The following is a 26,748-nucleotide window of genomic DNA, read 5'->3' as shown; positions in this document are numbered from 1 at the left end:
TACAGGACCGTCAGGCGCTTGTCTGACAGACGACAGGCGGCATGCATGTTGCAATAAGAGGCCTAGCCATCACCCGTGAGGTGTGACATGCATACCCCCAACGCTCCCCCTCTGCACCGCAAGCCCGACCGCGGCCAGGGTCGCCATCCTGTGCTGCTGTTCATCCTGGTGGCCGCCCTGGCCCTGGGCGCCGCAGCCTCGCTGCTGTGGGTGGATGTGGTGGCCCAGTCCGCCGACGCATTGAACGTGAAAGACCCGGCGACGCTGCTGCCGCCGTGATCCGGGTGCGAGCCACTGCGCCACCCGCACAGGGACACCTCCCTGACCCCGCTCCCGCCGCCTTGCACCGGCACCAGGCGGTGCGCAAGCGCCCTATTGCTTGCGCCGTGCCATCTTGTGCACCCTGCCCTGACGGGTACCATGGGCCAAGCATGCGCGCACTGCGGCACTGTTGCACTGCCGTGGGGCAGTGAGACGGTGGCATTGCAAAGTTTTTTCAGCGCCTGAGCGCAGACCGGCACCGGGGATGGCGCTATGCCATGCCTACCCGGACCTCTCAGCTCCTGCTCCCGCAGTGCCGCCGGGCGCGCGCCCTGCCTCGGCTTTCCGCTTCACCTCATCCCCTGGCGCATACGGCGCGCTGGCGACTTGCTGGTGCATGCCAGCGCTTGGCCGCGGTGGTCCCCAACGGCGGCAGGCATCTCAGGGCCGGGTTGGCTTGTCCTGCAGCACATCCAGGCGCCGCGCCAGGGTCTGTGCGGCGGAGGTAGCGCCGGCCGACTCCAGCCGGCGGCGTTCCAGTTCCATCCAGGCCATCAGCGGGCGGCGCCAGCCTTGCGGCGTGGCCGTGGCATCCACCACCGGCCACAGCGCTTCCACGGTGGTGCGCCCGGCACGCAGCGCCGCACCGCTGGCCACCAGGCGGGCCGTAGCATCCGGCACGGCCTGCAGCTGGGCTGCAGTGACTGCCTCCCCCTGCGCCAGCGTGGCGGCCACGCCCTGGTGCTGTGCGGGCAGCAGTGCCATATCGCCGCTTTGCAGCGCACCGTACAGGTAGCGGTGGTAGGCCTGCTCCGCCGGTGCGGCGTCCTGCGCATACGGTGTGTAGCCGCTGCAGTCGTCCCAGTCCAGGCTGGCCACCTGCAGGGCGCAGCGCATCAACGCCAGGCGGGCCATCAGTGCGGGCTGGCCGGTCTGGGCGGCTTCGCTGCGGGCCTTGCCCCATTCCAGATCGGCCACCCTGCTGGCGCCTTCCAGCTGGGCCTGCATGGCGCGGCGGGCGGCGTCACTGGCGTTCAGCGACCATTCCGGCACCGGCTTGGTGCTGCAGGCGGCCAGGGCCGCACAGAGGGCGAGCAGGCCGGTGCACAACACCCGCTGCGGTGCACGGCAAAGGAAGCGGGTGGCGGTGCTCATGGCAGTTGCAACTCGGGTTGGCGGGCAAACGGCCATTTGCGCTGCAGGTCGGTCATCATGGTTTCGATCTTGCGCAGATTGGCTTCCACTTCGGTGCGCAGCTCGCCCAGATCCTGGGTGGCGCTGTTCACATTGCTGCCGATGCCCTGGGCTTCCACCAGCACGGCGTCCATCTTCTTGAGGCTTTGGCGCGCATCGGCCAGCAGGCCGTTGAGCTCCAGCACCGTCACCTTGACCTGGGGCATCACGCCATCGGCATCGAACACCTGCCGGTCGGCCCGCTGCACCATGCGGTCCATGCGTGCCAGCACCTGTTCGGCCCGCTCCAGCACCTGGCCCACGCGCCGGGCATCGGCCTCGTTGCCCATGACGGCGCCCAGCACCCCGTTCGGGCCCTGCATCTTGTCGGACAGGCTCTGGATATGTTCCAGCGACTGGCCCAGTGAGGAATCGGAGGCCGTCATCTGCGACAGATTGGCCAGCAGTTCCTTGGCACTGGCCATGATCTGCGGGATTTCGGCCGTGGCATCACCACGCAGCACCGGGCGCTCAGCGCCGGGCGGCAGCGGCGGATCGGTCAGGATGCCGCTGTAGGCCTTGATGGTGGTGCCGCCCACAATGCCTTTGACCAAGGTGAACACACTGCTCTCGCGCAGCCAGTGCGCGTCCTTGCTCTGCACATCGATCAGGATGCGCACCATGCCGTCCTTGGCCAGTTCGATCCGGTGGACCCGGCCTATGGGAAAGCCCGAGAAGGTCATGTCCATGCCCACCACCACGCCTTCGGAGTCATCGGCCGTCAGCACCAGCGACTGCGTGGGCTCGAACACGCCCCGGGCATACATCAGGTAGACCAGCGCACCCAGCACCAGCGCGCAGGTCAACAGCAGCAAGGCGGCGGCCTTGCGCTCCAGATGGGCCACGGGGCGCAGCGGCGGGGTGGAGGGGCCGGCAGACGGCTGGTCCGGCGTCGGGCTAGAGGAAGGCGGAATAGGTTGCATCAGTAGTAGTTGCCCATCAGCGAGGCCATTTCAATCACCAGCAGCACAGCGAACATGCGCGCCAGGCCCGAGAGCTCCTGCCCCGGCTGGCCGGCGCGCTGCGCCGTCTGCTCGTACAGGCCCGAGGCCATGGGAATCAGGGCAATCGCCAGGCTGAAAAAGAAGGTCTTGAGCACAAACAAAACGGTGACCGGGGGTGTGAACACCTGGCCGAACAAGCGCGTGAAGATCGGCAGGCCGGCGGTGTTGAAACCGTAGACCGCCAGATAGGCGGTAACGGTGGCCACCGCACAGGACAGTGCCGCCAAGGTGAGGCTGGCATAGATGCTGGAGAGTACCCGCGGCAGCACTTCCTCCCGCAGCGGATCGCGCCCGGCGCGCTGCAGCGCCTGCAGATGCCCGTTCTCGCGCAGCAAGGCCAGTGCCGTGCCGTTGGGAATGGAGCAGCGCATGGCCACGAACAGCGCGGCAGTCAGCGGAATCAGCTCCAGCACCAGCACCCGGATCACCATTTCCAGCGCATAGCGCGACAGCCCGTAGCTGGCCGCCGTGACCACCACAATGCGCGTGATGACCAGGCAGATCAGCGCCGCCAGCACCGTGAAGCCCAGCAGAATGGGCACCGTGTCGGCATACACCTGCCGCAGCAGCAACTGCCTGCCCGTACGGCCATAGGAAGACGGCGAGAGCAGCAGCACCCCGCTGGCCGCACCCAGATAGAAAATGCGCCCCCAGGCCCGCACCGTGCGCAGTGCGGCCCGCCACGCGTTCAAACCCAGTCGGCCTGTGCTCAGGTGATGCTGCATGCGCCCATCATAGGCAAGTTGTGTGCAGGTACCAGCCAGACAGGATGCCGTCCCCCGGCGCTGGGGCACAGGCAACGCCCTGCTCGCGATCGACACCGTCACAAAATCCTCAAGAAACGGCGCCGTGTGCCGAAATAAGAGGTAATTCGTGTTCGCGCCAAGTCTAGGCGGTGCACGCGGCCCCGGTGCTCATCCCATCGGGGCCTTTTTCTGTGCGCTGTGCCAGCGGAGCGCGTCCACACCGGCCTGCCCCGGCCTGGTCTAGCCCTGCAGCGGGCTCCTGGCGCGCACCGCTGACACACACAAGGCACCAAGCGGTAAAGCATTGGCGCGTTTCCATCTGGAGTGGCGGGAGGAAAAGCCGTTCAGTGCCCCGACGCCACCGAGCACCCGTGAAGCCTGCACACCCTTTCGGGGTATCCAATCGGCTCCAACAGGCAGGCGTTCCGCAGACCACCGCACGGAAACGCCACCGCATGTGCAGCATGGCTTGCGAACGAGGGAGGCAAAAACAAAAAAGCCCCTTGACGAATCAAGAGGCTTTTTCTATTTGGGGTGGCTGATGGGGCTCGAACCCACGACAACAGGAATCACAATCCTGGACTCTACCAACTGAGCTACAGCCACCGGAAGAGGTTTGCCAAGAAGAGGCTTCTTGGGATTTTCTTTTCAGAGCGACCTGCAGACAGACCGCGCGGGAAAGAAGAAATTTTGGGGTGGCTGATGGGGCTCGAACCCACGACAACAGGAATCACAATCCTGGACTCTACCAACTGAGCTACAGCCACCGGAAGAGATTGCTATTGTATCGCGCTTTTCAGAACCCCCGGAGAGATTCTGAAATCTTTTCCATTTCTCAAGGGCGCGGCACCTTGATCTGCACCTTGAAGCGGTTCTTCAGCGTCTCGTAGTAGGCCGCACCTTCGGCGGAAGACCACAGCTGCACGTACTGCTGGGCAGCCTGGCGTTCGAACTCGGCATCACGCTGCTCGGGCGCCAGCACCTTGTTGACCTTGACCACGGCATAGCCAGTCTTGCCCAGGGACACACCGGTCCAGGCGGCTGCACCGTCCTTGACCGGGGCCACCATGGCAGCATCCACCACTTCACGCGGCAGGCCCTTGGGGTCGTTGCGGGAGATCACCTGGGCAGCGGCCAGACCTGGCGCCTTGGCGGCATCGACCTTCCATTCGGCCAGCTTGTCTTCGCCGGCCTTCTTGGCCAGCTCGGCGGCCTTGTCGGCCACCCACAGGCGCTTGACGTCGGCTTCCACGGTGGTCAGGGGTTCGGTGTGCGCTGGTTCGTAGCGGGTGATGCGGCCGGCCACCATCTGGCTGGTGCCGAATTCCACGGCTTCGGTGTTGCGCTTGGAGTCCAGCGATTCGGGCGTGAACAGGGCTTCCAGGAAGCGGGCGCTGGCCAGAGGGCCTTCGGCGCCCTGCTTGGGTGTGCGCTGCACGCCGGTGGCCTTGACCACCTTCAGGCCCAGCTTGTCGGCCGTGGGCTGCAGGCTGTCGGCCTGTTCGTAGACCAGGTTGGAGAAGCTGTCCGCCACTTCCGCGTACTTGCGCTGGGCTTGTTGCTGCTGCAGCTCTTCCACGATCTTGGGACGCATCTGTTCGTAGCTGGGCACGGGCGGCTGCTTGGTGTCGGTCACCTGGATGATGTGGAAACCGAAATCGGTCGCCACCACATCGCTGATGCCGCCCTTGGGCAGGCTGAATGCCACTTGTTCGAACGGAGCCACCATGGCGCCGCGGCCGAAGAAGCCCAGGTCACCACCGTTGGCGGCCGAACCGGGATCCTGCGATTCCTTCTTGGCCACTTCGGCAAAGGTCTCGGGCTTGGCACGCACTTCGGCCAGCAGGGCCTCGGCCTTGGCCTTGGCCTTGGCGCGCTCTTCGGCGCTGGCGGATTGCGGGGCGTTGATCAGGATGTGGCTGGCGCGGCGCTCTTCCTGGACTCCGGCCAGGCGTGGCGCGTTTTCCTTGTAGTAGGTGCGCAGATCGTCTTCGTTCAGCTGGATGCCTTGCTTGACCGTGTTCAGGTCCAGCACCACGTATTCGATGTCGGCCTGCTCGGCCTTGCGGAACTGGGCCTGGTGGGCGTCGTAGTAGGCCTTGATCTCGTCGGCCGAAGGCTGCAGTGCGGCCTTGTACTGCTCTGCATTGAACAGGGCGACCTGGATTTCGCGGCGCTGCAGCACGGCGTTCATCGCGGCATCGGTGGTGGCAGGCGTAGTCAGGGAGGTTTCCTGCAGGCTGCCCAGCACCTGGTTCAGGGCCAGGTTGCGGCGCAGATTGGCTTCAAAGCCTTCGGGCGTCATGCCTTGCGAGGCCACCAGGGCACGGTAGCCGTCGGCGTCCAGCGTGCCGTCGGGCTTGCGCAGCGAGGCAATGGCGGGAATGCCCTGCAGGGTGCGCACCAGCTGGGCGTCGCTGGTGGTCAGGTGCATCTTCTGTGCGGCAGCGGTCAGCACGCGGTCGCGCACCATGCGCTCCAGCGTGGCGTACTTGGCTTCGGGCGAGTCGAGCAGCTTGGGGTCCAGGTTCGGCATCTCCGCACGCATGCGGTCGCTTTCCACGCGGTGCGCGTTGTCCCAGTCGGACTGCTTGATGTCATTGCCGTCCACGCGGGCCACGGTCGGACTCGACTCCGTGAAATAGCTGCGATCGATACCGACAAAAATGAACGAGGGAATGATCAGCAGGAACAGCAAGATCATCACGATCTTGGAGTTCTTGCGGATGGATTCGAGCATAGTCAAACTTTCTGAAGCTGCTGCAGATGCAAGAAAAAAGGCGAACCGCAGGGTCCGCCTTGGCCTGCCAACCGGTTCGGCATGAACCGGTGGCGAAAGGGAATCACCGTCGCACGCAGTGCCCGCAGCCAGCAAGGCCGCAAGCAGGTGAGCCGGGCTATTCTACTTGAGGGTTTTCGACTCCCCCAACAGCGGCGCATGGATGCCACCACGGGCGGACCTGCGGGCACCGCGCGGGAGCGCCTCCCGCAGCGCTGCGGCTTGGCAGCCGGCACCCTGCAGCCACACTGCGCAAGTGCTGTCCAACACTGGGCCAACGCTGCCACGCACCGCAACGCCTGCAGTACCAAAGGTGCAGACAAAGAAAAAGGACTTGGATCACTCCAAGTCCTTCCAGGATTTTTGTGGTGGGTCCTGACGGTCTCGAACCGCCGACCTACTCCGTGTAAAGGAGCCGCTCTACCAACTGAGCTAAGGACCCGACCGAAAACCTTGTATCAGTTCAGCGCATCCTTCAGGGCCTTGCCCGGACGGAACTTAGGCACCTTGGCAGCCTTGATCTTGATGGTGTCGCCAGTGCGGGGGTTGCGGCCGGTACGTGCAGCGCGCTTGCCGACGGCAAAGGTGCCGAAGCCCACCAGAGAGACTGTGCCGCCCTTCTTCAGGGTCTTCTTGACCGCATCGATGGTCGATTCCAGAGCGCGTGCAGCAGCTGCCTTGGAAATGTCGGCGTTGTTAGCAATGTGCTCAATCAGTTCTGTCTTATTCACAAGATGCCTCTCGAGAAAGTGGGTTTAAACGTCGTGAAAGCGGGCCACTCGTGTGACGCATGCTTTGCTACACCAGCGCAGCACAGAGTAACCTGACTGGCAGTACCGCGTTGGGGCAGATTCTAGACGCAATTTTTCGCGCTTTTTCGCAAGTGCCTCGGTTTTTTGCGCAAAAGGGTGACGCGTGACTTTCCGCATTGACAAACCGGCAGACCCCGCGTGCAGCAAGGATTTGTACAAACACAGCCCCTGCCGGTGGGGGTTGCAGCCGTTTTTTCGCCTGCAGCGCAGACGCCGCGCTGCACAAACCGCACCACATTGGAGCTTGCCGATGGCCCTGAAAGTCGCGGTTTGGTGCATGCCTGTGGGGCTTGGGGACGGGGTGCGCTGCGGGAGCGTGGCGCATCAGCGACGCTGCCACTGCCGTCTGTACAGAGCGTGGGGGCGGGTCGCTGCACCGGCTGGCCGCTGCAGGGCGGCTGGGTGCGGCCGGGGCAAGCGGTGGCCGCATGTGGTGGATGCGTGCTGAGGCGGGGTGCAGCGACCGTGTGCACGCCCCGGGATTGCTATTACATCAATAGCTGCCTGCACCCACCTGGAACGCCCGGGCGGTGCAGCGGCCTGTTTTCAGCGGCTCATTTGCAGCGACTTATCTGTCCACGCGGGCGCGGATCTCGGGAATGGCTTTTTGCAGGTAGTACACCATGGACCACACGGTCAGCACGGCGGCCAGCCAGATCAGCCAGTGCCCCCAGTAGCCGGTGTCCACGCCGGCGACCTTGCCGTCGTACAGCAAGAAGGGAATGGCCACCATCTGCACCATGGTCTTGACCTTGCCGATCATGTGCACGGCCACGCTCTTGCCTGCACCGATATGGGCCATCCATTCGCGCAGCGCGGAGATGGCGATTTCGCGGCCGATGATGATCAGCGCCACAAACACATCGGCCCGCTGCAGGTGCACCAGCACCAGCAGCGAGGCGCAGACCAGGAATTTGTCTGCCACCGGGTCCAGAAAGGCGCCAAAGGACGACGTCTGGTTGAGCCGGCGGGCCAGAAAGCCATCCAGCCAGTCGGTGGCCGCAAAGACAATGAACATCACCGCCGCAATCAGGTTGCGCGTGGCGGGATCAAAAGGGGCGTAGAACACTCCGACGATCAGCGGGATCGCGACGATGCGCGTCCAGGTCATCACAGTGGGGATGGTGAAAAACATGGGGGCGATTGTGGCACGCCACCGTGGCTTTCACCGGTAGCCCTTGCGCATGGGCCTGCAGCGTCCACTGCCGGGCCGCTGCAGGGCCGACTCGCGCGCCGAAACCACCACAAACGAAGCCTGGTACGGCGCGAACCGGTGTGAACCGATGTGTTTGCGGCCGCCGCCGCGCCGCTTCAGTGCAGGGCGCGGTAAATATCCTCGGCCAGTGCGGCGGAGATGCCCTCCACCGTCATCAGGTCTTCCACGCTGGCATCGGTCACGCCGCGCACACCGCCAAAGCGCTGCAGCAGGCGCGCGCGCTTCTTGGGGCCCACGCCGGGAATCTCTTCCAGGCTGCTGCTGCCGGTGCGCACCTTGGCGCGGGCCGCGCGCATGCCGGTGATGGCAAAGCGGTGGGCCTCGTCACGGATCTGCGCCACCAGCATCAGCGCGGCGGAGTCGTGGCCCAGGTAGACCTTGGGCCGGCCGTCGGCAAACACCAGCTCTTCCAGGCCCACCTTGCGGCCCTCGCCCTTCTCCACCCCCACGATGCGCGCCAGATCCAGACCCAGCTCGGTGAACACCTCGCGCGCCATGCTGACCTGGCCTTTGCCGCCGTCCACCAGCACCAGGTCCGGCAGGCGCGGTGCGCCGGCCGGCAGTTCGGCGCCGCCGGCTTCGGCCAGGGCCTGGGCCACCGGCTTGTAGCGGCGGGTCAGCACCTGGCGCATGGCGGCATAGTCGTCGCCGGGGGTGATGCCGTTGATGTTGAAGCGCCGGTATTCGCTGCCCTGCATCTTGTGGTGGTGGAACACCACGCACGAGGCCTGGGTGCTCTCCCCGGCCGTGTGCGAGATGTCGAAGCATTCGATGAGCAGGTTTTCCAGCCCTTCCTGCGGCAGGTCCAGGGCCTCGGCCAGCGCACGGGTGCGGGCCTGCTGCGAGCCTTCTTCGGACAGCAGCCGCGCCAGCTGGATGGCCGCGTTCTGCTGCGCCATCTCCAGCCAGATGCGGCGCTGGCCGCGCGGCTGGTGCTGGCTGCCGACCTTGTAGCCGGCCTGCTCCGACAGCGCCTGGGTCAGCTGCGGGTCCATGGCCTCGCTGACCAGCAGCACCGGCGGCACCGGTACGTCGATGTAGTGCTGCGCCACAAAGGCTTCCAGCACCCGCACCTCCACGGCCTGGGTCTGCTCGGCCTCGTCTTCGGTGGCGTAGACCCCCATGGCATCGTCCAGCTGGCTGGGGAAGTAGGCGCGGTCGCCCAGGTGGCGGCCGCCGCGCACCATGGCCAGGTTCACGCAGGCACGGCCGCCCTGCACCTTGACGGCCAGGATGTCCACATCCCGATCGTCGGCGGTTTCGATGGCCTGCTGGTGCAGCACGGTGGACAGCGCCGAAAGCTGGTTGCGCACCTCGGCCGCCAGCTCGAATTCGAGCTTGTCGGAATATTCCATCATGCGCCGCTCCATGCTTTTGAGCAGGGAATCGGTCTCGCCGCGCAGCATGGCTTCGGCATTGCGCACGTCCAGCGCATAGGCTTCGGGCGAGATCAGGTCCACGCACGGCCCGGTGCAGCGCTTGATCTGATACAGCAGGCAGGGGCGCGAGCGGTTGGCAAACACCGTGTCCTCGCAGGTGCGCAGGCGGAACACCTTCTGCAGCAGCTGGATGGTTTCCTTGACCGCCCAGGCGCTGGGGTACGGACCGAAGTAGCGGTGGCGCTTGTCCACGCTGCCGCGGTAGTAGGCCATGCGCGGGAACATCTGGCCGGCGGACTCGCCTGCCTTGCCGTCCTTGCCGGCCACGCCGGTGATCTTCAGATAGGGATAGCTCTTGTCGTCCCGGAACAGGATGTTGTACTTGGGGTGCTGCGTCTTGATGAGGTTGTTTTCCAGCAGCAGTGCCTCTGCCTCGGAGCGCACCACCGTGGTGTCCAGTCGCACGATCTTGCTGACCATGTGGCCGATGCGCGTGCCGCCATGGTCTTTCTGGAAGTAGCTGCCCACGCGGCGCTTGAGGTTGCGGGCCTTGCCCACATAGAGCAAGGTGTCCGCCGCATCGAAATAGCGGTAGACGCCCGGCAGTGCGGGCAAGGCGGCCACCTGGGCCAGGAGTTCGGCGGAATGCACATCAGAAGCCATGGCCCGTATTGTGCGTTGGCGCGCACCGCGCTGCCGCGTCCGCCGGCCATGGGCATGCGCCCGCACCCCTAAAAAAAGCTGGGGCAGCGCTTGGCATGCGCTGCCCCAGCTTTTGTTCAGCATTGGGGGTGTGGCCGTATGGGCCCGGCGGGATCTGCGGGACCCGCGGCTTATTCCGCCTGGATGTTGGCGGACTTGACCACGCCGGCCCAGTTCTTCAGATCGCCGGCCACCATGGTGCCCAGCGCCTTGGGCGCCATGTAGTCGGCCGTGGCGCCCTGCTCTTCGGCCTTCTTCTTGAACGCCGGGTCCTGCACCACGGTCTTCACGTCAGCCGTCAGCTTGTCGATCACCGCCTGGGGCGTGCCGGCCGGGGCAAACAACGCGAACCAGGAGGTGGCGTTCACGCCGGGGTAGCCCATTTCGGCCGTGGTGGGCACGTTCGGCAGGCTGGGCAGGCGTTCCTTGCCGGTGACGGCCAGCACCTTGAGCTTGCCGCTCTGGAGGTGGGGCATGAATGGCGGCGCGGTGCCGAAGGTCAGGTCCACCTGGCCGCCCAGCAGGTCCTGCAGCGCCGGGCCGGTGCCCTTGTACGGTACGTGCACCATGTGGATGCCGGCCTGCTGTTCCAGCATGGCGCCGGTCACGTGCTGCAGCGAGCCATTGCCCGAGGAGGCGTAGTTCAGCTTGCCGGCATGGGCCTTGGCATAGGCCACCAGTTCCTTCATGTCCTTGACCGGCAGGTCGCCGCGCACCACGATGATCTGCGGCGCAGACACCAGGTTGGCCACGGGCACAAAGTCGTTCTGCTGCCAGGTTTGGCTCTTGCTCAGGTGGGGCGAGATCACGTGGTAGCCTGAGTACTGCATCAGCAGGGTGTAGCCGTCGGCCGGCGCGCGCTTGACCTGGGCGGCCGCGAGGTTGCCGTTGCCGCCGCCCTTGTTTTCCACGATGACGCTCTGGCCGATCACCGGCGCCAGGGCCTGGGCCACCATGCGGCCCGACAGGTCGGTGGTGCCGCCGGCCGCAGCCGGCACGATGAAGGTGATGGGCTTGCTGGGGTAGTTGCCCTGGGCCCAGCCGGCAGCCGGCAGGGCCAGCGCCATGGCCGCAGCCAGTGCCGCACCATGCAGGCGGCGGCGGGTACAACGTGGGGACAGCGAAATGGAAGGCATACAAATCTCCTTGGGGTGTGCCGTTCAGGCTTGTTATCGGTGCAGGACGCCAGGGATCTGTTTCCCTGGGCACCTGCCGGTGCAGTGGCTGCTGGCCGGGTGGCTGCAGCTTCTTGGTGGAAGGCGGACAGTGCGTCCCTGCTCCATGCCCCCGCATGGAACCGGGCGTGCTGTCAGCCCATCAATGGATCTTAGGATCGCATCGGATCAGGCCCGCGCCAGGGCGCGCTCCCGCAGTGCGGCAAAGTCGGCCGGCGGCTGGTGCAGATCCAGGCGGCAGCCCGCCTTGGCAATCTGGCTGGGTGTGTCGTGGCCGATCAGCGCCGGCAGCGCACGCGCCGCCGCCACCACCTGCTCCAGGTCCACGCCGGTGTCATAGCCCATCAGCTCCAGTGCGTGCACGATCTCTTCGGTGCAGGCATTGCCGGAGGCGCCGGGCGCATACGGGCAGCCGCCCAAACCGCCGATCGATGCATCGAAGCGGTCGGCACCCGCGTCGATGGAGGCCAGCACATTTGCCAGCGCCATGCCGCGCGTGTTGTGGAAGTGCAGGGTCAGGCCCAGCTGGGGCCAGCGCGCCTTGTACGCGGCCACCAGGGCATGTACCTGGCTGGGATAGGCCATGCCCGTGGTGTCGCACAGGGTCACGCCCTGCACGCCCAGGTCGGCAAAGCGCTGCACCCAGGCCAGCACCTCGGCCTGCGGCACGTCGCCTTCCATGGGACAGCCGAAGCAGCAGGACAGCGATACATTCACCGGCACACGTGCCTGCTGCGCCGTGGCGATCACCTGCTGCAGCGCCGCGAAGGACTGGCTGCGCTGCATGCGCAGATTGCAGAGGTTGTGTGTCTCGCTGACCGACATCACCAGGTTCAGCTCGTCGGTGAGCGCTTCGATGGCGCGCTCGGCGCCGCGCACATTGGGCACCAGGGCGGTGTAAACCGTGCCGGGGCGGCGTGCGATCTCGCGCATCACCACCTCGCCGTCGCGCAGTGCCGGAATGGCCGTGGGCGAGACAAAGGCCGTGACCTCGATCTTGGACAGCCCGGCCGCCGACAGCGCATTCACCAGCGCAATCTTGTCTTCGGTGGGCACGAACGCCTGCTCCATCTGCAGGCCGTCGCGCGTGCCGACTTCATTCATGTAGATGCGGCGATCCGCACCCTGCCACAGGTTCTGGTTGTTCATTGGATGATTCCCTTGGCGCGCAGCTGCGCAATCTGGTCGGCCGTCAGCCCCACCTCGGCCAGCACGGCATCGGTGTCGTCGCCCACATGGGGGGCGCTGCTGCGCACGGTGCCGGGCGTGGCGCTGAGCTTGGGCACGATGCCGGGCACTTCCAACGCATGGCCGTCGCGGGTGTGCTGGGTCAGGATCATCTCGCGGGCGCGGTAGTGCGGGTCCTCGGCAATGTCCTTGGCGGTGTAGACCTTGCCGGCCGGCACGCGTGCGGCGCCCAGCTGGTCCATCACCTGCTGCACGGTCTGCTGCCGGGTCCAGTGGCCGATCACGCCGTCGATCTCGGCCACCCGCGCCACGCGGCCGGCGTTGTCGGCCAGGTCGGGCGCATCGGCCAGGTCCTGGCGGCCGATCACGCCCATCAGGCGCTTGAAGATGGAGTCGCCATTGCCCGCCACCAGCACCCAGCCGTCCTGGCAGGGATAGGCATTGGACGGGGCGATGCCCGGCAGCGCGCTGCCGGCGGCTTCGCGCACGGCACCGAAGGCGCTGTATTCGGGCAACAGACTTTCCATCACGTTGAACACGGCTTCGTGCAGTGCCACGTCGATGACCTGGCCCGGGCCGCCGTTCACCTTGCGGTGGTAGAGGGCCATCATCACGCCGATCACGCCATGCAGCGCCGCCAGGGTGTCGCCGATGGACACGCCCACGCGCACCGGCACGCGGCCGGGCTCGGCCGTCAGATGGCGCAGGCCGCCCATGGCTTCCCCGATCACGCCGAACCCTGGCAGATCGCGGTACGGGCCGGTCTGGCCGTAACCGGAGATGCGCAGAATCACCAGCCCGGGGTTGAGGGCGTGCAGCGCCTCGGGCGACATGCCCCAGCCTTCCAGCGTGCCGGGGCGGAAGTTCTCCACCAGCACATCGGCCTCTGCAATCAGCTTGCGCGCCAGGTCCTGCGCTTCCTGCTGGCGCAGATCCAGTGCGATGGAGCGCTTGTTGCGCGACTGCACCTGCCACCAAACGGAGGTGCCGTCCTGGATCAGGCGCCAGTTGCGCAGCGGATCGCCGGCGCCGGGCGCCTCGATCTTCACCACATCGGCGCCAAATTCACCCAGCGTCTTGCCGCAGAAAGGGCCGGCAATCAGTTGCCCCATCTCGACCACCTTCACCCCCTGCAGCGCGCGCGGCGTGGCAGTCTGGGTGGCGGGGTCCCGTATCCATTGCGTTGTGGACATCGCGTCTTGTCTCCATATCCCAGGCCCATGGTCTCCGGGCCTTTGAGCGGGCATCTTGCCGCCGGTCGCGCAGTGTGCAAAACGCTGAAATGCGAAGCTGCCATCGCATTTCGGCATAGCCGGACCGCGTGACGGGATAATGACACCCCTCTCCTGTTGCACCGTATGAAGCTCGACCCCGTCACCCTGCGCCTGTTTGTGGCCGTCATGGAAGAAAGCGCCATTGCCCGCGCCGCCGCGCGCGAGCACATTGCCCCGTCTGCCGCCAGCCGCCGCCTGGCCGAACTGGAAGCCCAGCTGCAGGTGGAGCTGTTCACCCGCAGCAACCGCGGCAGCCAGCCCACCGCCGCCGCCTATGCGCTGCTGCACATGGCGCGCAGCGTGCTCAACGAGCTGGACGGCATTGCCACCCAAATCAAGGACTACGGCCGCGACCACGGCAGCGGCCTGCGCGGCCATGTGCGCGTGGTGGCCAATATCTCGGTCATCACCCAGTTCCTACCGGCGCAGCTGCAGCGCTTTCTGGCCCAGCACCCGCAAGTGGATGTACGCCTGCAGGAGCGCGTGAGCACCGACATTGCCCGTGCCGTGGCCGACAACGAGGCCGATATCGGCCTGCTCAACAACGGCAGCTATGGCGAGAAAATCCAGCTGCGCCCCTACCGGCGCGACCGACTGGCCGTGGTCGTGCCCCATGGCCATGCCCTGGTGCGACGGCGCAGCGTGCGCCTGGCCGAGCTGGTGCAGTACGACTGGGTGGGCATGCATGCCGGCAGCGCGCTCAACCACCTGGTCACGCGCGCGGCCGCCGACCAGGGCCTGCAGCCGCGCCTGCGCATGAAGGTGACCGGCTATGACGCCCTGTGCCTGATGGTGGCTTCCGGCCTGGGCATCGGCATCCTGCCCGAAGGCAGCGCCCGCCTGTACCTGGGCACGCTGCCGCTGCACTGCATTGCGCTGCAGGAGCCCTGGGCCGAACGCGAGCTGATGCTGTGCGTGCGCGCCACCGAAACCCTGTCCCCCGTCACCCAGCTGCTGGCCGAGCACCTGTGCCAGCCGGCCGCCGACTGAAGTTCCTGCATGCCCGACTTTCTTCCGCTTTCCCCCTCTGCCGTCCCGGCCGCTGCTGCGCCACGCACCTGGGACCTGTTCTGCCAGGTGATCGACAACTTTGGCGATGTGGGCGTGTGCTGGCGCGCCGCGTCGGAGCTGGTGGCGCGCGGCCAGACCGTGCGGCTGTGGATGGACGACGCCAGCGCCCTGCAATGGATGGCACCGCTGCCGCACCCGCCGGGCCTCACGGTGCACCCCTGGCCTGCCAGCGCCGCCGATGTGCCCGCACGCGTGGGCGAGGTGGTGGTGGAAGCCTTTGGCTGCGAGATTCCCGCACCGTTTCTGCAGGCCCTGGCCGCCCAGGCGGCGGCCGACCGACCGCCGGTGTGGATCAACCTGGAATACCTGTCCGCCGAAGACTATGTGGCGCGCTGCCACCGCCTGCCTTCGCGCCTGATGAGCGGGCCGGCCAGCGGGCTGACGCGCTGGTTTTTCTACCCTGGCTTCACCGCCGACACCGGCGGGCTGATTGCCGAGCACGACCTGGCGGCGCGCCAGGCGGCCTTCGCCGCCCAGGGCCGCAGCGCCTGGCGTGCCGCCCACGGCCTGCAGGACGGTGACTGGGCCATCAGCCTGTTCTGCTATGAACCGCCGGCCCTGCCCCAGTTGCTGGCCCAGTTGCGGGAGCAGCCCGCGCCTGCACAGGCCGGCTGGCAGCCCCGGCTGCTGACCACGCCCGGCCGCGCCACGGCGGCGGTGGCCGCCGCCCGGCAGGCCGATCCGCACCTGGAAAGCCTGGACGTGCACGCACTGGACACCTGCCCCCAGCCGCAGTTCGACGAAATGCTGTGGGCCTGCGACCTGAACCTGGTGCGCGGCGAGGATTCGCTGGTGCGTGCGCTGTGGGCGGGCCAGCCACTGGTATGGCACATCTACCCCCAGGATGACAACGCCCACCACGCCAAGCTGGACGCATTTCTGGATTGGCTGCAGGCCCCGGCGGCATTGCGGTCTTTTCACCACGCGTGGAACGGGCTGGCGCCGGCCGATTCCCTGCCCCGACTCACCCCCGGTTTGCTGCGGGAATGGCAGGCCTGCACGCTTGCGGCGCGTCAAAAATTGCATGCCCAAACCGACTTGATCGCACAGCTGCTGCAGTTTGTGGCCGAAAAAAGTTAAAATCGACGTTTTGCCTTCTTGGGCCCGCCTTTTTTGAACAGGCTGTGGCCCTGAGGCTCCCGCCGCGGAACATGCGGCAGGCCCTCGTCATCGAACGCCATTGCAGCGCCACTGACGCCTTCGCCTGCCGCGTAGAGCGGCTCAACCTCCCGCAATCAGCTATGAAAATCGCTCAAGAAATCCGCGCCGGCAACGTGATCATGTTCGACAAGAACCCCATGATCGTTCTGAAGACCGAATACGCCCGTGGCGGCCGTGGCGCTGCCACCGTGCGCATGAAGCTCAAGAGCCTGATCGGCAACTTCGGCACAGAAAACGTGTTCAAGGCCGACGACAAGATCGACAACGTGATCCTGGACAAGAAGGATTGCACCTACTCCTACTTCGCTGACCCGATGTACGTGTGGATGGACGACGAGTTCAACCAGTACGAAGTGGAAGCCGAAAACATGGCCGACGCCCTGAACTACCTGGAAGACGGCATGACCGCCGAAGTGGTGTTCTATGACGGCAAGGCCATCTCGGTCGAACTGCCCACCACCATCGTGCGCGAAATCACCTGGACCGAACCCGCTGTGAAGGGCGACACGTCCGGCAAGGTGCTCAAGCCCGCCAAGATCGCTACCGGTTTCGAAGTGGCTGTGCCCCTGTTCGTGGCCCAGGAAGACAAGATCGAAATCGACACCCGCACCGGCGAATACCGCAAGCGCGTGTAATGGCGCTGCAGCCCCGGCGGCTGCACTCCATGCAAAAAGGCTTCCCTCGGGAAGCCTTTTTTTGTGCGCTGTGCTGGGCACAACGCGGTGGGAAGCAGGACTGAAGGACTGGAGGGCGGCAGCGCCTGTGCACCGCCTGCCTTCCGGCCATTCTCAGACCGCCCTCAGACCGTTTTCAGACCGGGATACCGACCAGATCGTGGCCTTGCGCGCCCAGGATGCGCACGCTGATCAGATCGCCCACCTTGTAGGTCTTGCTGGCCTTTTCGGGCGGCTGGATGTGGACCACACCGTCGATCTCGGGCGCATCGGCATAGGTGCGGCCCACGCCGCCCTTCTTGCCCAGGCTCACGGCCTTGTCCACCACCACCTTCATGACCTGGCCCACGCGGCGCTGCAGGCGCTTGGCGGACACTTCCTCGGCCACTTCCATGAAGCGGGCGCGGCGTGCTTCGCGCACAGACTCGGGCAGCATGCCGGGCAGCTCGTTGGCGGTGGCGCCTTCGACCGGGCTGTAGGCAAAGCAGCCGGCGCGGTCGATTTCGGCTTCACGGATGAAGTCCAGCAGGTGTTCGAACTCTTCTTCGGTCTCGCCGGGGAAACCGGCGATGAAGGTGCTGCGGATGACCAGCTCGGGGCAGATGGCACGCCATTCGCGGATGCGGTCCAGGTTCTTCTCGCCCGATGCGGGACGCTTCATGCGCTTGAGCACATCGGGGTGGCTGTGCTGCAGCGGCACATCCAGGTAAGGCAGGATCTTGCCTTCGGCCATCAGCGGCAGGATGTTGTCCACCGTGGGATAGGGGTAGACGTAGTGCAGGCGCACCCAGGCGCCGTGCTGCGCGGCCAGCTTGCCCAGCTCTTCGGTCAGCTCCAGCATGCGGGTCTTGACCGGCTTGCCGTCCCAGAAACCGGTGCGGTACTTCACGTCCACGCCGTAGGCCGAGGTGTCCTGGCTGATGACCAGCAGTTCCTTGACGCCGCCTTCGAACAGCGCCTTGGCTTCCTTGAGCACATCGCCGATCGGGCGCGAGACCAGATCCCCGCGCATGCTGGGGATGATGCAGAAGGTGCAGCGGTGGTTGCAGCCTTCGGAAATCTTCAGATAAGCGTAGTGCTTGGGCGTGAGCTTGATGCCTGCATCGCCAAAGCTGCCCGGCACCAGATCGACAAAGGGATCGTGGGGCTTGGGCAGGTGGGTGTGCACCGCATCCATCACCTCCTGCGTGGCGTGGGGGCCGGTCACGGCCAGCACGCTGGGGTGGATTTCGGCCACCATGGTGGCGCCGCCTTCTTTGCCGGCCTTGGCACCCAGGCAACCGGTGACGATCACCTTGCCGTTGGCGGCCAGGGCTTCACCGATGGTGTCCAGGCTTTCCTTGACGGCATCGTCGATGAAGCCGCAGGTGTTGACGATGACCAGATCCGCGCCTTCAAAGGTCTTGGAGGTCTGGTAGCCCTCGGCGCTAAGCTGGGTGAGGATCAGTTCGGAGTCGGTCAGGGCCTTGGGGCAGCCCAGCGACACAAAGCCCACTTTGGGGGCGCTGGCTACAGGGGTGTTTGCTTCGCTTGTCATGGTGTTTCCGTGTGGGGAGGATTCCGTCCGCCGCAAGAAGCTTGCAGGCACTTTCCGGCCCTGCCAGACAAAATCGAACCGGGCATTCTATCGGCTCGCCCCACGGCATGTGCAAAGCGGGGCATCCCGCCGGCCCTCCCCCTCTGATCTGCCCCGGCCGCCCTCAGCCCAGCGCCCGGCCAGAGGGCAGTCGGCGTCAGCCCGCGCGCGTCACAAACAGGGCGGCGCGCTGCTCCATCTGCTGGGTGTGGGCCTGCAGCATCTGCGCCGTGGCCAGCGACTGCTCGGCCAGTTCGGCATTCTGCGCGGTGGCCTGCTCCAGCTGGCCGATGGCGTCGCTGATCTGGGCAATGCCTTCGTGCTGCTGCACCGCCGCCTGGGCGATGTCCTGCATGCGTTCGGCGACTTCGCCGATGCGGCTTTCAAAGCCCTGCATCACGGACTGCACCTGGCCGCTCAGGGCCGCACCCTGGGCCACGGCCTGCACGGAGCGGTCGATCTGGCGGCGGATGTCCTTGGCGGCTTCGCCGCTGCGCAGCGCCAGGCGGCGCACTTCCTCGGCCACCACGGCAAAGCCGCGGCCTTGCTCGCCCGCACGGGCGGCTTCCACGGCGGCATTCAGCGCCAGCAGATTGGTCTGGAAGGCCAGGCTGTCCACCACGCCCACGATGCTGGCGATTTCGTCCGAGCCGCGCTGCACGGTCTGCATGTTCTGCACCAGCTGGTCCACCATGCTGCCGCCCTGGCGGGCGTCCTGCGCAGCCTGCCCCACCAGGCCATGGGCATGCTGGGCGATCTGCGCGGTGCTGCCCACGGTCTGGCGGATTTCGTGCGCGGCGGTGGCGGTTTCCTCCACGCTGTGGCGGGCTTGTTCGGTGCGGGCCGACAGTTCCTGGCTGCCCGCCGCAATGCGGGCACTGGCCGACTGCAGGGCCGCTGCGGTCTGCTTGACGCTGTCCACCGTGTCGTGCACGCGCATGAACATCTGCTGCAGGCGCTGGGCCACGGCGGTGGCCACGGGCGCAGCGGCCACATCCAGCACCATTGCCTGTGGCTGGTCCACCTGCTGCACCAGGGCATTGAGTTCCCGCCCTTGCGAGAACGCCTGGTTCATGCGGTAGACGATGAAGATCTCCACCCCGGTCTGCAGCACCACATAGGCGGCATGCAGCAGCACGCGCGGGAAGCTGGCTTCCGTCAGGCAGTACATGCCCAGGCCCCAGGCCTGCAGGCGGTCGAACAGCACATGGTGCACGGCAAAGAAGGCTGCGCAGGCCAGCACCACCCGCCAGTCGCGGTAGACCATGACCAGCGCCAGCGTGACGAAGACGCCGAAGTGGAATTCGATCATGCCCAGCGAGACCTGGATGTGCAGCGCCACGGTGGCGCTCAGCAGCAGCGGTAGCACAAAGCGCGTCCACTGCGAGCCACGGGCCAGGGCATAGGACACCAGCGCCAGGGCCGCCACCGCGCCCCCGGCCACGGCGGGCAGCACCGCCGTGGTCATCACCGCGCCGATGACCACGGCCACGGCGGCCGACACCAGGGTCAGCAGCAGCAGCAACAGATCCGCCTGCCGGCCGACCGCCTGCGCATCCAGCGGCACTTCCGCCTGGCTGCGCGCCTGTATCCCTGCAGAACCGCCGCGGGCCTGCTCCCGAATTTCAACACCATCCATATGACAACGGCGCCCGAAGGCGCCGACCTGCGTTCACCCGCGCACCGGCCCGCTGCCAGCACCTCCCGGGGTTCGTGTCAAATTGTATGAATACGGACAGAACCATCCGCAGGCCTGGCGCTTGCCCAATCCCTGCCTGGGCGTATGTGCCCCTGCGCTTGCACAGCCCGCGAAAATCGCCTATCGCGCGACTAATAGATACCTCAAAGAGGCAGAGCCAGGCTATCGACACCCATGCAAAACGGACCCGAAGGTCCGTCGTGTGGGAGCACGCATGCTCGTTCTGTGCCCGGTCTGAGCCCGGTCCGTGCCCAGACTGAGTCTGGCCGGATCACTGTGTCGGTCAGCGCTTGAGGCCGAACATGGACATCATCTGCTCGGTCTGCTTTTGCATCTGCTCCTGCATCTTCTGCATCTGCTCGGTGTAGCCCGCCGGCATCATGGGGTTGGGCATCTGCATCATCTTGGCCCAGGCATCGGTGCCGCCCACGCCGGACTGTTCGGACATCTTGTTCTGGAAGTCGGTGAACATCTGCACGTTCTTCTCGATGTAGCTGCCCATATAGCCCTGCATCGCATGGCCGTAGAAGCGGATGATGTTGGCCAGCATGGCTTCGCTGAACATGGGCGCGCCGCCAGCCTCTTCTTCCAGAATGATCTGCAGCAGGATGGAACGGGTCAGATCCTCACCCGACTTGGCGTCACGCACCACCACGGGTTCGCGCTCGATCACCAGCTGACGCACTTCGGCCAGGGTGATATAGGACGAGGTGTCGGTGTCATACAAGCGGCGGTTCGGGTACTTCTTGATGACGCGCTGCTTGGATGCGGACGGGTTGGTGCTGTTTTCTGTGGTGGTCATCTGGGACTCCTCCGGGCCCGGGCCCGCTGCCTGTGTCGGTCTGTGTGTATTTGCAGCTGCCGATTCTAAGGACGCCAGCGCCTCCGGCTGCGCAGGGCCAACCCTGATCCCTGGACATAGCAGCACAGAATGCTCTTTTCGTGATAGCAGCCCATGCGCTTGCCGTCTGGACAAATAAGCCGACAGCGCGCAAACTGTTGCTGCATGCCTTGCCACCGCTCCTGCTTTTGAGGGCAGTCACCATGCCTGCCTGCGCTTTGCCGGCGCACAGGCAACAAAAAAGCCTTTCATCTTGCGATGAAAGGCTTTTGAATTTGGTAGGCGCGATTGGACTCGAACCAACGACCCCCACCATGTCAAGGTGGTGCTCTAACCAGCTGAGCTACGCGCCTGTCGTTGAAGCTGCAAGTATAGCAGGCTGAAATGGGCACTTTGAAAAAATGCCGCAGATTTTCTGCAGGCCGCTGCAGCATTCGTGCGCAGCCCGCTGCGCCGCCGGGCCTGGGGCGACAATGACCGCTTGCCCCACGCTTTCTGAACCATGCAATTTACCCAACCCGGTGTCCTGGCCCCGCTGCCCGTTGTGGGCCGCTATGTCTTTTTCTCGCTGCAAGGCGATGCCGCCGCCCTGCGCACCGCGCTGGCACAGCTGCGCAGCCACGCCGATAGCGCGCGCACGGTGGTCGCCGTCGGCCCCTCCCTGGCCCAGGCGCTGGATGCCGATATCCCCGGCCTGCGCGATTTCCCGGTGCTGCAGGGCGTGGCTCCGGCACAGTCGGTCAGCACCCCATCGGCACTGTGTCTGTGGCTGCGCGGTGAAGAGCGCGGCGAGCTGCTGCTGCGCACGCGCCGCCTGGCCCAGCTGCTGGCGCCGGCGCTGGCCGTGGAGCACATCGTGGACGCGTTCCGCCATGGCCACGGCCCCAATGGCTACGGCCGCGATCTGACCGGCTACGAGGACGGCACGGAAAACCCGGTGGACGCCGAGGCCGAAGCCGCCGGCTGCCTGCGCTGCGCCACCATGGGGCTGCACGGCTCCAGCTTTCTGGCGCTGCAGCAGTGGGAGCACAACATGCCCGCCTTCCACGCCCTGGCACCGGACGCGCGCGACAACGCCATGGGCCGCCGCCTGAGCGACAACGAGGAGCTGGACGATGCGCCCGCCTCCGCCCACACCCAGCGCACCGCCCAGGAAAGCTTCACGCCCGAGGCATTTGTGGTGCGCCGCTCCATGCCCTGGTGGAGCACCAGTGCCCAGGGCCAGGACCGCATGGGCCTGATGTTTGCCGCCTTCGGCCATTCGCTGGATGCCTTCGAGGCGCAGTGGCGCCGCATGCTGGGCCTGGAGGACGGCGTGAGCGATGCGCTGTTCCAGTTCTCGCAACCGCTGAGCGGCAGCTACTACTGGTGCCCGCCCGTGCACCAGGGCCAGATTGATCTGCGCCTGCTGGGCGCATAACACCAGCGCACCACACCACCGCGCAACGCCAGCGCACCACCGCGCGGCGCCAACACCTCACGCACAGCGCGCTGAGAGCACAAAGGGCTTCCCACAGGAAGCCCTTTTGCATGGCGCCGGAGATGGCGGAGATACGCGATCTTGCGCGGTCTTGCGCCGCCTTGCGCGGGCACGCTCACACCACCTTGGCGCGCTCCAGCATGGCGTGCATCAGCACATTGCAGCCGGCAGTGATGTCGGCCGGCGTGGCGTCTTCGATCTCGTTGTGGCTGATGCCGTCCTTGCACGGAATGAAGACCATGCCTGCCGGGGCCAGCCGGGCCATGTAGACCGCATCGTGGCCGGCGCCCGACACCGCCGGCATGTGCGAATAGCCCAGTGCCTTGGCGGCCCGCGCCACCGCATCCACGCAGTCCGCATGGAAGGGCTGGGCCGGGTAGTTGGAGACCAGCGTGATCTCGATGGGCAGGCCGCTGGCCTGGCTGATGCGCGCGGCCACGGCGCGGATGTCGGCATCCATGGCGTCGCAGTCGGCATCGCTGGCATTGCGCAGGTCGATGCTGAACTTGACCTGGCCCGGAATCACATTGCGGCTGTTGGGGTGCACCTGCACCATGCCCACCGTGCCACGGCCATGCGGCGGATGGCGGTGGGCACAGGCCACCACTTCCTGCATCAGCTGCGCGGCCACCTGCAGGGCATCCTTGCGCAAGGCCATGGGTGTGGGGCCGGCATGGGCTTCCATGCCGGTGACCACACAGTCGTACCAGCGGATGCCCAGCACCCCGGTGACCACGCCGATGGTCTTGGCGTTGTCTTCCAGCACCGGGCCCTGTTCGATGTGCGCTTCGAAATAGGCGCCGATGGGGTGGTCGCCCGGCTCCTGGCTGCCCACATAGCCGATGCGCTCCAGCTCCCCGCCGACCGTCTTGCCTTCGGTGTCGGTGGCGGCATAGGCATGCTCCAGCGTGAAGGCCTTGGCGAACACGCCCGAGCCCATCATCACCGGGACAAAGCGCGAGCCCTCCTCGTTGGTCCAGAAGGCCACTTCGATGGGGGCTTCGGTTTCGATGCCGTGGTCGTTGAGGGTGCGCACCACTTCCAGGCCCGCCAGCACGCCGTAGTTGCCGTCGAACTTGCCGCCCGTGGGCTGGGTGTCGATGTGGCTGCCGGTCATGATGGGCGGCAGGCTGTTGTTGCGTCCGGGCCGGCGCATGAAGCCGTTACCGATCTTGTCGATGGTCACTGTCATGCCGGCCTCGCGCGCCCAGCCGGTCACCAGGTCGCGGCCCTGCTTGTCCAGGTCGGTCAGGGTCAGCCGGCACACGCCGCCCTTGGGCGTGGCGCCGATCTGCGCCAGCTCCATCAGCGCGTCCCACAGCCGGGGGCCGTTGACGCGCAGCTGCGCGATGTCTTGCTTCTGCATCACTGGGGTGTCCATGGTGGTTCTCCTTGTCCCGCCGGCGTTCAGCGCAGCACGGGCGTGGGTTGCAGGGTGGCGGCGCGGCGCTGCACCGCGTCGAAATTGGGACCGAAAGCCGGGCGCTTGATGTAGCGGCCCTTGCCCTGCACGGCGCGCAGATCGCCCTGGGCATAGGCCACCACGCCCTGGCTGATGGTGTGACTGGGCATGCCCTGCACGGTGCGCCCTTCGAAGATGTTGTAGTCGCCCTTGGAATGCTGGGTCTTGACCGACAGCGTGTGGCTGGCCTGGGGATCCCACACCACAAGATCGGCGTCCGCCCCCACGCCCACCAGCCCCTTGCGCGGGTAGATGTTGAACAGCTTGGCGGTGTTGGCCGAGGTGATGGCCACGAACTCGCTGGGCGTCAGCCGCCCGGTGTTCACGCCCGCATCCCAGATCACGGCCAGGCGCTCTTCCACGCCGCCCGTGCCGTTGGGAATCTTGGCGAAGTTGTCCTTGCCCATGGCTTTCTGCGCTGCGCAGAAGGTGCAGTGGTCCGTGGCGGTGGTGTGCAGCTGGCCCGACTGCAGGCCTTGCCACAGCGCTTCCTGGTGGCCCTTGGCGCGGAAGGGCGGGCTCATCACATGGGCCGCGGCCTTGGCGAAATCCGGATCGCGGTAGACGCTTTCGTCGATCACCAGGTGGCCGGCCAGCACCTCGCCGTACACGCGCTGACCGCGGGCACGTGCCGCGGCAATGGCCTGTGCCGCCTCCATGCAGCTGACGTGCACCACGTAGATGGGCACGCCCAGCACGCCGGCAATGGCGATGGCGCGGTTGGCGGCCTCGGCCTCCACCATGGGTGGCCGCGCCAACGGATGGCCTTCGGGCCCGGTGATGCCCATGCGCGCCACTTCCTGCTGCAGCAGGTAGACCAGCTCGCCGTTTTCGGCATGCACCGTGGGCATGGCGCCCAGCTCCAGCGCGCGCTTGAAGCTGTTCACCAGGGTTTCGTCGTCGCACATGATGGCGTTCTTGTAGGCCATGAAGTGCTTGAAGCTGTTGATGCCCTCCTCCCGCACCAGGATGCCCATGTCGGCGTGGACCTGCTCGCTCCACCAGGTGACGGCCACGTGGAAGGAATAGTCGGCGGCCGATTTCTCGGCCCAGCCGCGCCATTTCCGGTAGGCGTCCAGCAGCGGCTCCTGCGGATCGGGAATCACGAAATCGATGATGCTCGTGGTGCCCCCGGCCAGCGCCGCCGCCGTGCCGGTGTAGAAGTCATCGGCGGTCACGGTGCCCATGAAGGGCAGCTGCATGTGGGTGTGCGGATCAATGCCGCCGGGCATCACCAACTGGCCCGACGCATCGATCACCTCCGTCCCCGCCGGCGCCAGTGCGGCGGCATCGACCCCCACCGCAGCGATCACGCCGTCCACACACAGCACATCGGCTTTTTCCTGCCGGTCTGCATTTACCACCGTTCCGCCACGTATCAGCAAAGCTCCATGCATTCCCGTCTCCTTGGTATCCACACGCACACGCTGTGCACGCGGGAAGGCGCTGTGCCCTCCCGCGTGCGTCCTCAACCGGCTTGCTCCACACCCTTCTTGGCCGTCAGGTAGTAGTAGGTGCTGGCCACTGCCAGACTGAAGAACCAGCCAAAGTCAAAGATGCTTTTCCAGATCTGTCCCACGCTGTTGGCGTCCACCACGCCCGACACCGCCAGATAGCCCGGCAGGCAGGGCAGCACGCCCAGCGCAAAGGCGGCCACGGCATGCATGTTCCAGCCATTGGTGTACTCATAGCGGCCGCCGCGCACATACAGGTCCTCGACCTTCAGCCGGGTCTTGCGGATCAGGTAGTAGTCCACCAGTAGCACGCCGGCAATCGCGCCCAGCAAGGTGCCGTAGCCGCCCAGCCAGGTGAACAGGTAGCCGCCCGAAGTGGCCAGCAGCTTCCAGGGCATGAACAGCAGGCCGAGGACGGCGGCAATCATGCCGCCCATGCGAAAGCTCACCTTGGACGGTGCCAGCTGGCTGAAGTCATACGAGGGCGACAGCAGGTTGGCCGCCACGTTGGTGGTGAGGTTGGCCAGCAGAATCACCAGCAGGCCAATCCCCGAGGCGAAGCTGCCCATCTTGGTCAGCAGCGCATCGGGAAACAGTTCGGCCTTGCCATACAGGATGGCCGAGGCCGAGAAGCCGATGACCCCCACCATGGAGAACAGCGCCATCGGGATGGGCAGGCCCACGGCCTGACCGATCGTCTGGTCCTTCTGCGAACGCGCAAAGCGGGTGAAGTCCGGAATGTTCAGTGCCAGCGTGGCCCAGAAGCCCACCAGGCCGGTCAAGGCCGCCCAGGTCTTGGGGCCGCCCTCCACCACCTTGGCCGGCAGGTTGAACAGCTGGCCGGCCGGAACGCGGTACATCAGCACCGCCACGAACACGATGGAGGCCACCACCATCAGCGGCGCGGCAATCACTTCCAGCTTGCGGATGGACTCCGGCCCGTGCCAGATGAACCAGATGTGCACCAGCCAGAAGGCCAGAAAGCACATGAACTGGGAGGTGCTGATGGTTTCACCCGCCGCCGGCCCCGCCAGATTGAAGCCCAGAATGTTCAGAAACCCGTGCAGCGCCAGCGCGCCAAAGTAGCAGTTGATCGAGAACCAGCCGCAGCCCACCAGGCCGCGCAGCACGGCGGGCAGGTTGGAGCCTTTGACACCGAACGAGGCCCGCGCCAGCACCGGGAAGGGGATGCCGTACTTGGGGCCCACCCGGCCGATCAGCGTCATGGGCACGAGCACGATGCAGTTGGCCAGGAACACCAGCCAGACCGCCTGCTGCCAGGAAAAGCCCTGGTCCAGCATGGAGCTGGCCATGGTGTAGGTAGGCACGCAGACCACCATGCCGACCCAGAGCGCGGCGTAGTCCTGCCATCGCCAGGTGCGATGCGCCAGAGGGGTGGGAAGCAGATCCGCATTGGATAGCGCCTGATCGGCGGGTGCGGATGGGGTGGATGCGCCGAGGGCGCCACTTGCACTACTGTTCATCTCCGAATCTCCTGTGGGGGTTCACTCACGGAACGACAAGAAACCCAGCCCGGTGCTACCGACTGCACGACATATCC

21 protein-coding genes and 4 tRNA genes are annotated in these 26,748 nt (G+C 66.0%); 5 read left to right on the top strand and 20 right to left on the bottom strand.

The genetic code is table 11. The features are described from left to right. Window positions 1-87: 87 nt before the first annotated feature. Window positions 88-279, top strand: a complete 192-nt coding sequence (locus KW830_RS00835; protein ID WP_066533559.1) for a hypothetical protein — start codon at window positions 88-90, stop codon at window positions 277-279. Window positions 280-702: 423 nt separating this feature from the next. Here the strand turns inward: KW830_RS00835 and KW830_RS00830 are convergent, their stop codons facing one another. The 13 genes from KW830_RS00830 to KW830_RS00770 form a co-directional block, all read right to left on the bottom strand. Then, complete coding sequence (locus KW830_RS00830; RefSeq protein ID WP_066533561.1) at window positions 703-1,416, bottom strand: hypothetical protein; 714 nt, start codon at window positions 1,414-1,416, stop codon at window positions 703-705. Continuing rightward, window positions 1,413-2,417, bottom strand: a complete 1,005-nt coding sequence (locus KW830_RS00825) for an MlaD family protein (protein WP_218331595.1) — start codon at window positions 2,415-2,417, stop codon at window positions 1,413-1,415. The genes KW830_RS00830 and KW830_RS00825 overlap by 4 nt, the downstream gene beginning before the upstream one ends. After that, window positions 2,417-3,223, bottom strand: coding sequence for an ABC transporter permease (locus tag KW830_RS00820; protein ID WP_083520267.1), 807 nt, complete (start codon window positions 3,221-3,223; stop codon window positions 2,417-2,419). The genes KW830_RS00825 and KW830_RS00820 overlap by 1 nt, the downstream gene beginning before the upstream one ends. A gap of 551 nt (window positions 3,224-3,774) precedes the next feature. Beyond that, window positions 3,775-3,850 (bottom strand) — tRNA-His (locus KW830_RS00815). 85 nt (window positions 3,851-3,935) lie between these two features. Further along, window positions 3,936-4,011, bottom strand: a tRNA-His gene (locus KW830_RS00810). Window positions 4,012-4,079: 68 nt separating this feature from the next. After that, window positions 4,080-5,984, bottom strand: coding sequence for a peptidylprolyl isomerase (locus KW830_RS00805; protein WP_218331593.1), 1,905 nt, complete (start codon window positions 5,982-5,984; stop codon window positions 4,080-4,082). Window positions 5,985-6,389: 405 nt separating this feature from the next. Further along, window positions 6,390-6,465, bottom strand: a tRNA-Val gene (locus KW830_RS00800). A 16-nt stretch (window positions 6,466-6,481) separates the two neighbouring features. Beyond that, entirely contained in the window at window positions 6,482-6,754 is a 273-nt protein-coding gene (locus KW830_RS00795; RefSeq protein WP_043387285.1) for an HU family DNA-binding protein, read from the bottom strand. A gap of 649 nt (window positions 6,755-7,403) precedes the next feature. Continuing rightward, window positions 7,404-7,970 carry a CDP-diacylglycerol--glycerol-3-phosphate 3-phosphatidyltransferase gene (gene pgsA, locus KW830_RS00790; RefSeq protein ID WP_066533565.1) on the bottom strand — a complete coding sequence of 189 codons (567 nt, stop codon included), beginning with the start codon at window positions 7,968-7,970 and terminating at the stop codon, window positions 7,404-7,406. Window positions 7,971-8,146: 176 nt separating this feature from the next. Continuing rightward, entirely contained in the window at window positions 8,147-10,093 is a 1,947-nt protein-coding gene (gene uvrC, locus KW830_RS00785) for an excinuclease ABC subunit UvrC (protein WP_218331591.1), read from the bottom strand. A 170-nt stretch (window positions 10,094-10,263) separates the two neighbouring features. Further along, entirely contained in the window at window positions 10,264-11,199 is a 936-nt protein-coding gene (locus KW830_RS00780; RefSeq protein WP_255578133.1) for a tripartite tricarboxylate transporter substrate binding protein, read from the bottom strand. A gap of 276 nt (window positions 11,200-11,475) precedes the next feature. After that, entirely contained in the window at window positions 11,476-12,456 is a 981-nt protein-coding gene (locus KW830_RS00775; protein WP_218331587.1) for a hydroxymethylglutaryl-CoA lyase, read from the bottom strand. After that, window positions 12,453-13,688, bottom strand: a complete 1,236-nt coding sequence (locus KW830_RS00770; RefSeq protein WP_218331586.1) for a CaiB/BaiF CoA-transferase family protein — start codon at window positions 13,686-13,688, stop codon at window positions 12,453-12,455. Before KW830_RS00770 ends, KW830_RS00775 begins: the two co-directional genes overlap by 4 nt. A gap of 165 nt (window positions 13,689-13,853) precedes the next feature. On the opposite strand from KW830_RS00770, the gene KW830_RS00765 reads away from it, so the two are divergent. The 3 genes from KW830_RS00765 to efp all read left to right on the top strand — a co-directional run bounded on the left by KW830_RS00765 (window position 13,854) and on the right by efp (window position 16,636). Then, a complete protein-coding gene (locus tag KW830_RS00765; RefSeq protein WP_218331585.1) occupies window positions 13,854-14,759 on the top strand; it encodes a LysR family transcriptional regulator in 906 nt (301 codons plus the stop codon). Between the two features lie 9 nt (window positions 14,760-14,768). Continuing rightward, window positions 14,769-15,920, top strand: coding sequence for an elongation factor P maturation arginine rhamnosyltransferase EarP (gene earP, locus KW830_RS00760; RefSeq protein ID WP_218331584.1), 1,152 nt, complete (start codon window positions 14,769-14,771; stop codon window positions 15,918-15,920). Window positions 15,921-16,081: 161 nt separating this feature from the next. After that, window positions 16,082-16,636 carry an elongation factor P gene (gene efp, locus KW830_RS00755; RefSeq protein WP_218331583.1) on the top strand — a complete coding sequence of 185 codons (555 nt, stop codon included), beginning with the start codon at window positions 16,082-16,084 and terminating at the stop codon, window positions 16,634-16,636. A gap of 175 nt (window positions 16,637-16,811) precedes the next feature. Here the strand turns inward: efp and rimO are convergent, their stop codons facing one another. The 4 genes from rimO to KW830_RS00735 form a co-directional block, all read right to left on the bottom strand. Then, window positions 16,812-18,212 (bottom strand): 30S ribosomal protein S12 methylthiotransferase RimO, encoded by a 1,401-nt coding sequence (gene rimO / locus KW830_RS00750; protein WP_218331582.1) that lies wholly within the window; start codon window positions 18,210-18,212, stop codon window positions 16,812-16,814. Window positions 18,213-18,408: 196 nt separating this feature from the next. Further along, the gene (locus KW830_RS21455) at window positions 18,409-19,890 is read right to left on the bottom strand and encodes a methyl-accepting chemotaxis protein (RefSeq protein WP_218331581.1); all 1,482 of its coding nucleotides are present in this window, start codon (window positions 19,888-19,890) and stop codon (window positions 18,409-18,411) included. Window positions 19,891-20,233: 343 nt separating this feature from the next. Next, window positions 20,234-20,752 carry a polyhydroxyalkanoate synthesis repressor PhaR gene (gene phaR / locus KW830_RS00740; protein ID WP_218331579.1) on the bottom strand — a complete coding sequence of 173 codons (519 nt, stop codon included), beginning with the start codon at window positions 20,750-20,752 and terminating at the stop codon, window positions 20,234-20,236. A gap of 315 nt (window positions 20,753-21,067) precedes the next feature. Continuing rightward, window positions 21,068-21,144 (bottom strand) — tRNA-Val (locus KW830_RS00735). Between the two features lie 149 nt (window positions 21,145-21,293). Here KW830_RS00735 and KW830_RS00730 point away from each other — a divergent pair. Next, the gene (locus KW830_RS00730) at window positions 21,294-22,211 is read left to right on the top strand and encodes a Dyp-type peroxidase (RefSeq protein ID WP_218331577.1); all 918 of its coding nucleotides are present in this window, start codon (window positions 21,294-21,296) and stop codon (window positions 22,209-22,211) included. Between the two features lie 175 nt (window positions 22,212-22,386). Here KW830_RS00730 and KW830_RS00725 read toward each other — a convergent pair whose 3' ends face one another. The 3 genes from KW830_RS00725 to KW830_RS00715 form a co-directional block, all read right to left on the bottom strand. Then, on the bottom strand, window positions 22,387-23,652 hold the full coding sequence (locus tag KW830_RS00725) for a Zn-dependent hydrolase (RefSeq protein WP_066533683.1): 1,266 nt from the start codon (window positions 23,650-23,652) through the stop codon (window positions 22,387-22,389). A 26-nt stretch (window positions 23,653-23,678) separates the two neighbouring features. Further along, complete coding sequence (gene hydA, locus KW830_RS00720) at window positions 23,679-25,130, bottom strand: dihydropyrimidinase (RefSeq protein ID WP_218331575.1); 1,452 nt, start codon at window positions 25,128-25,130, stop codon at window positions 23,679-23,681. 71 nt (window positions 25,131-25,201) lie between these two features. Continuing rightward, window positions 25,202-26,671, bottom strand: coding sequence for an NCS1 family nucleobase:cation symporter-1 (locus tag KW830_RS00715; RefSeq protein ID WP_218331574.1), 1,470 nt, complete (start codon window positions 26,669-26,671; stop codon window positions 25,202-25,204). Window positions 26,672-26,748: the final 77 nt, after the last annotated feature.

Source organism: Comamonas sp. CMM03 (assembly GCF_019218715.1).
In the GTDB taxonomy this organism is placed as follows: Bacteria; Pseudomonadota; Gammaproteobacteria; order Burkholderiales; family Burkholderiaceae_C; genus Comamonas; species Comamonas terrigena.
The sequence above is the reverse complement of the archived record's forward strand: the minus strand, read 5'-3'. Positions and strand labels throughout refer to the sequence as shown.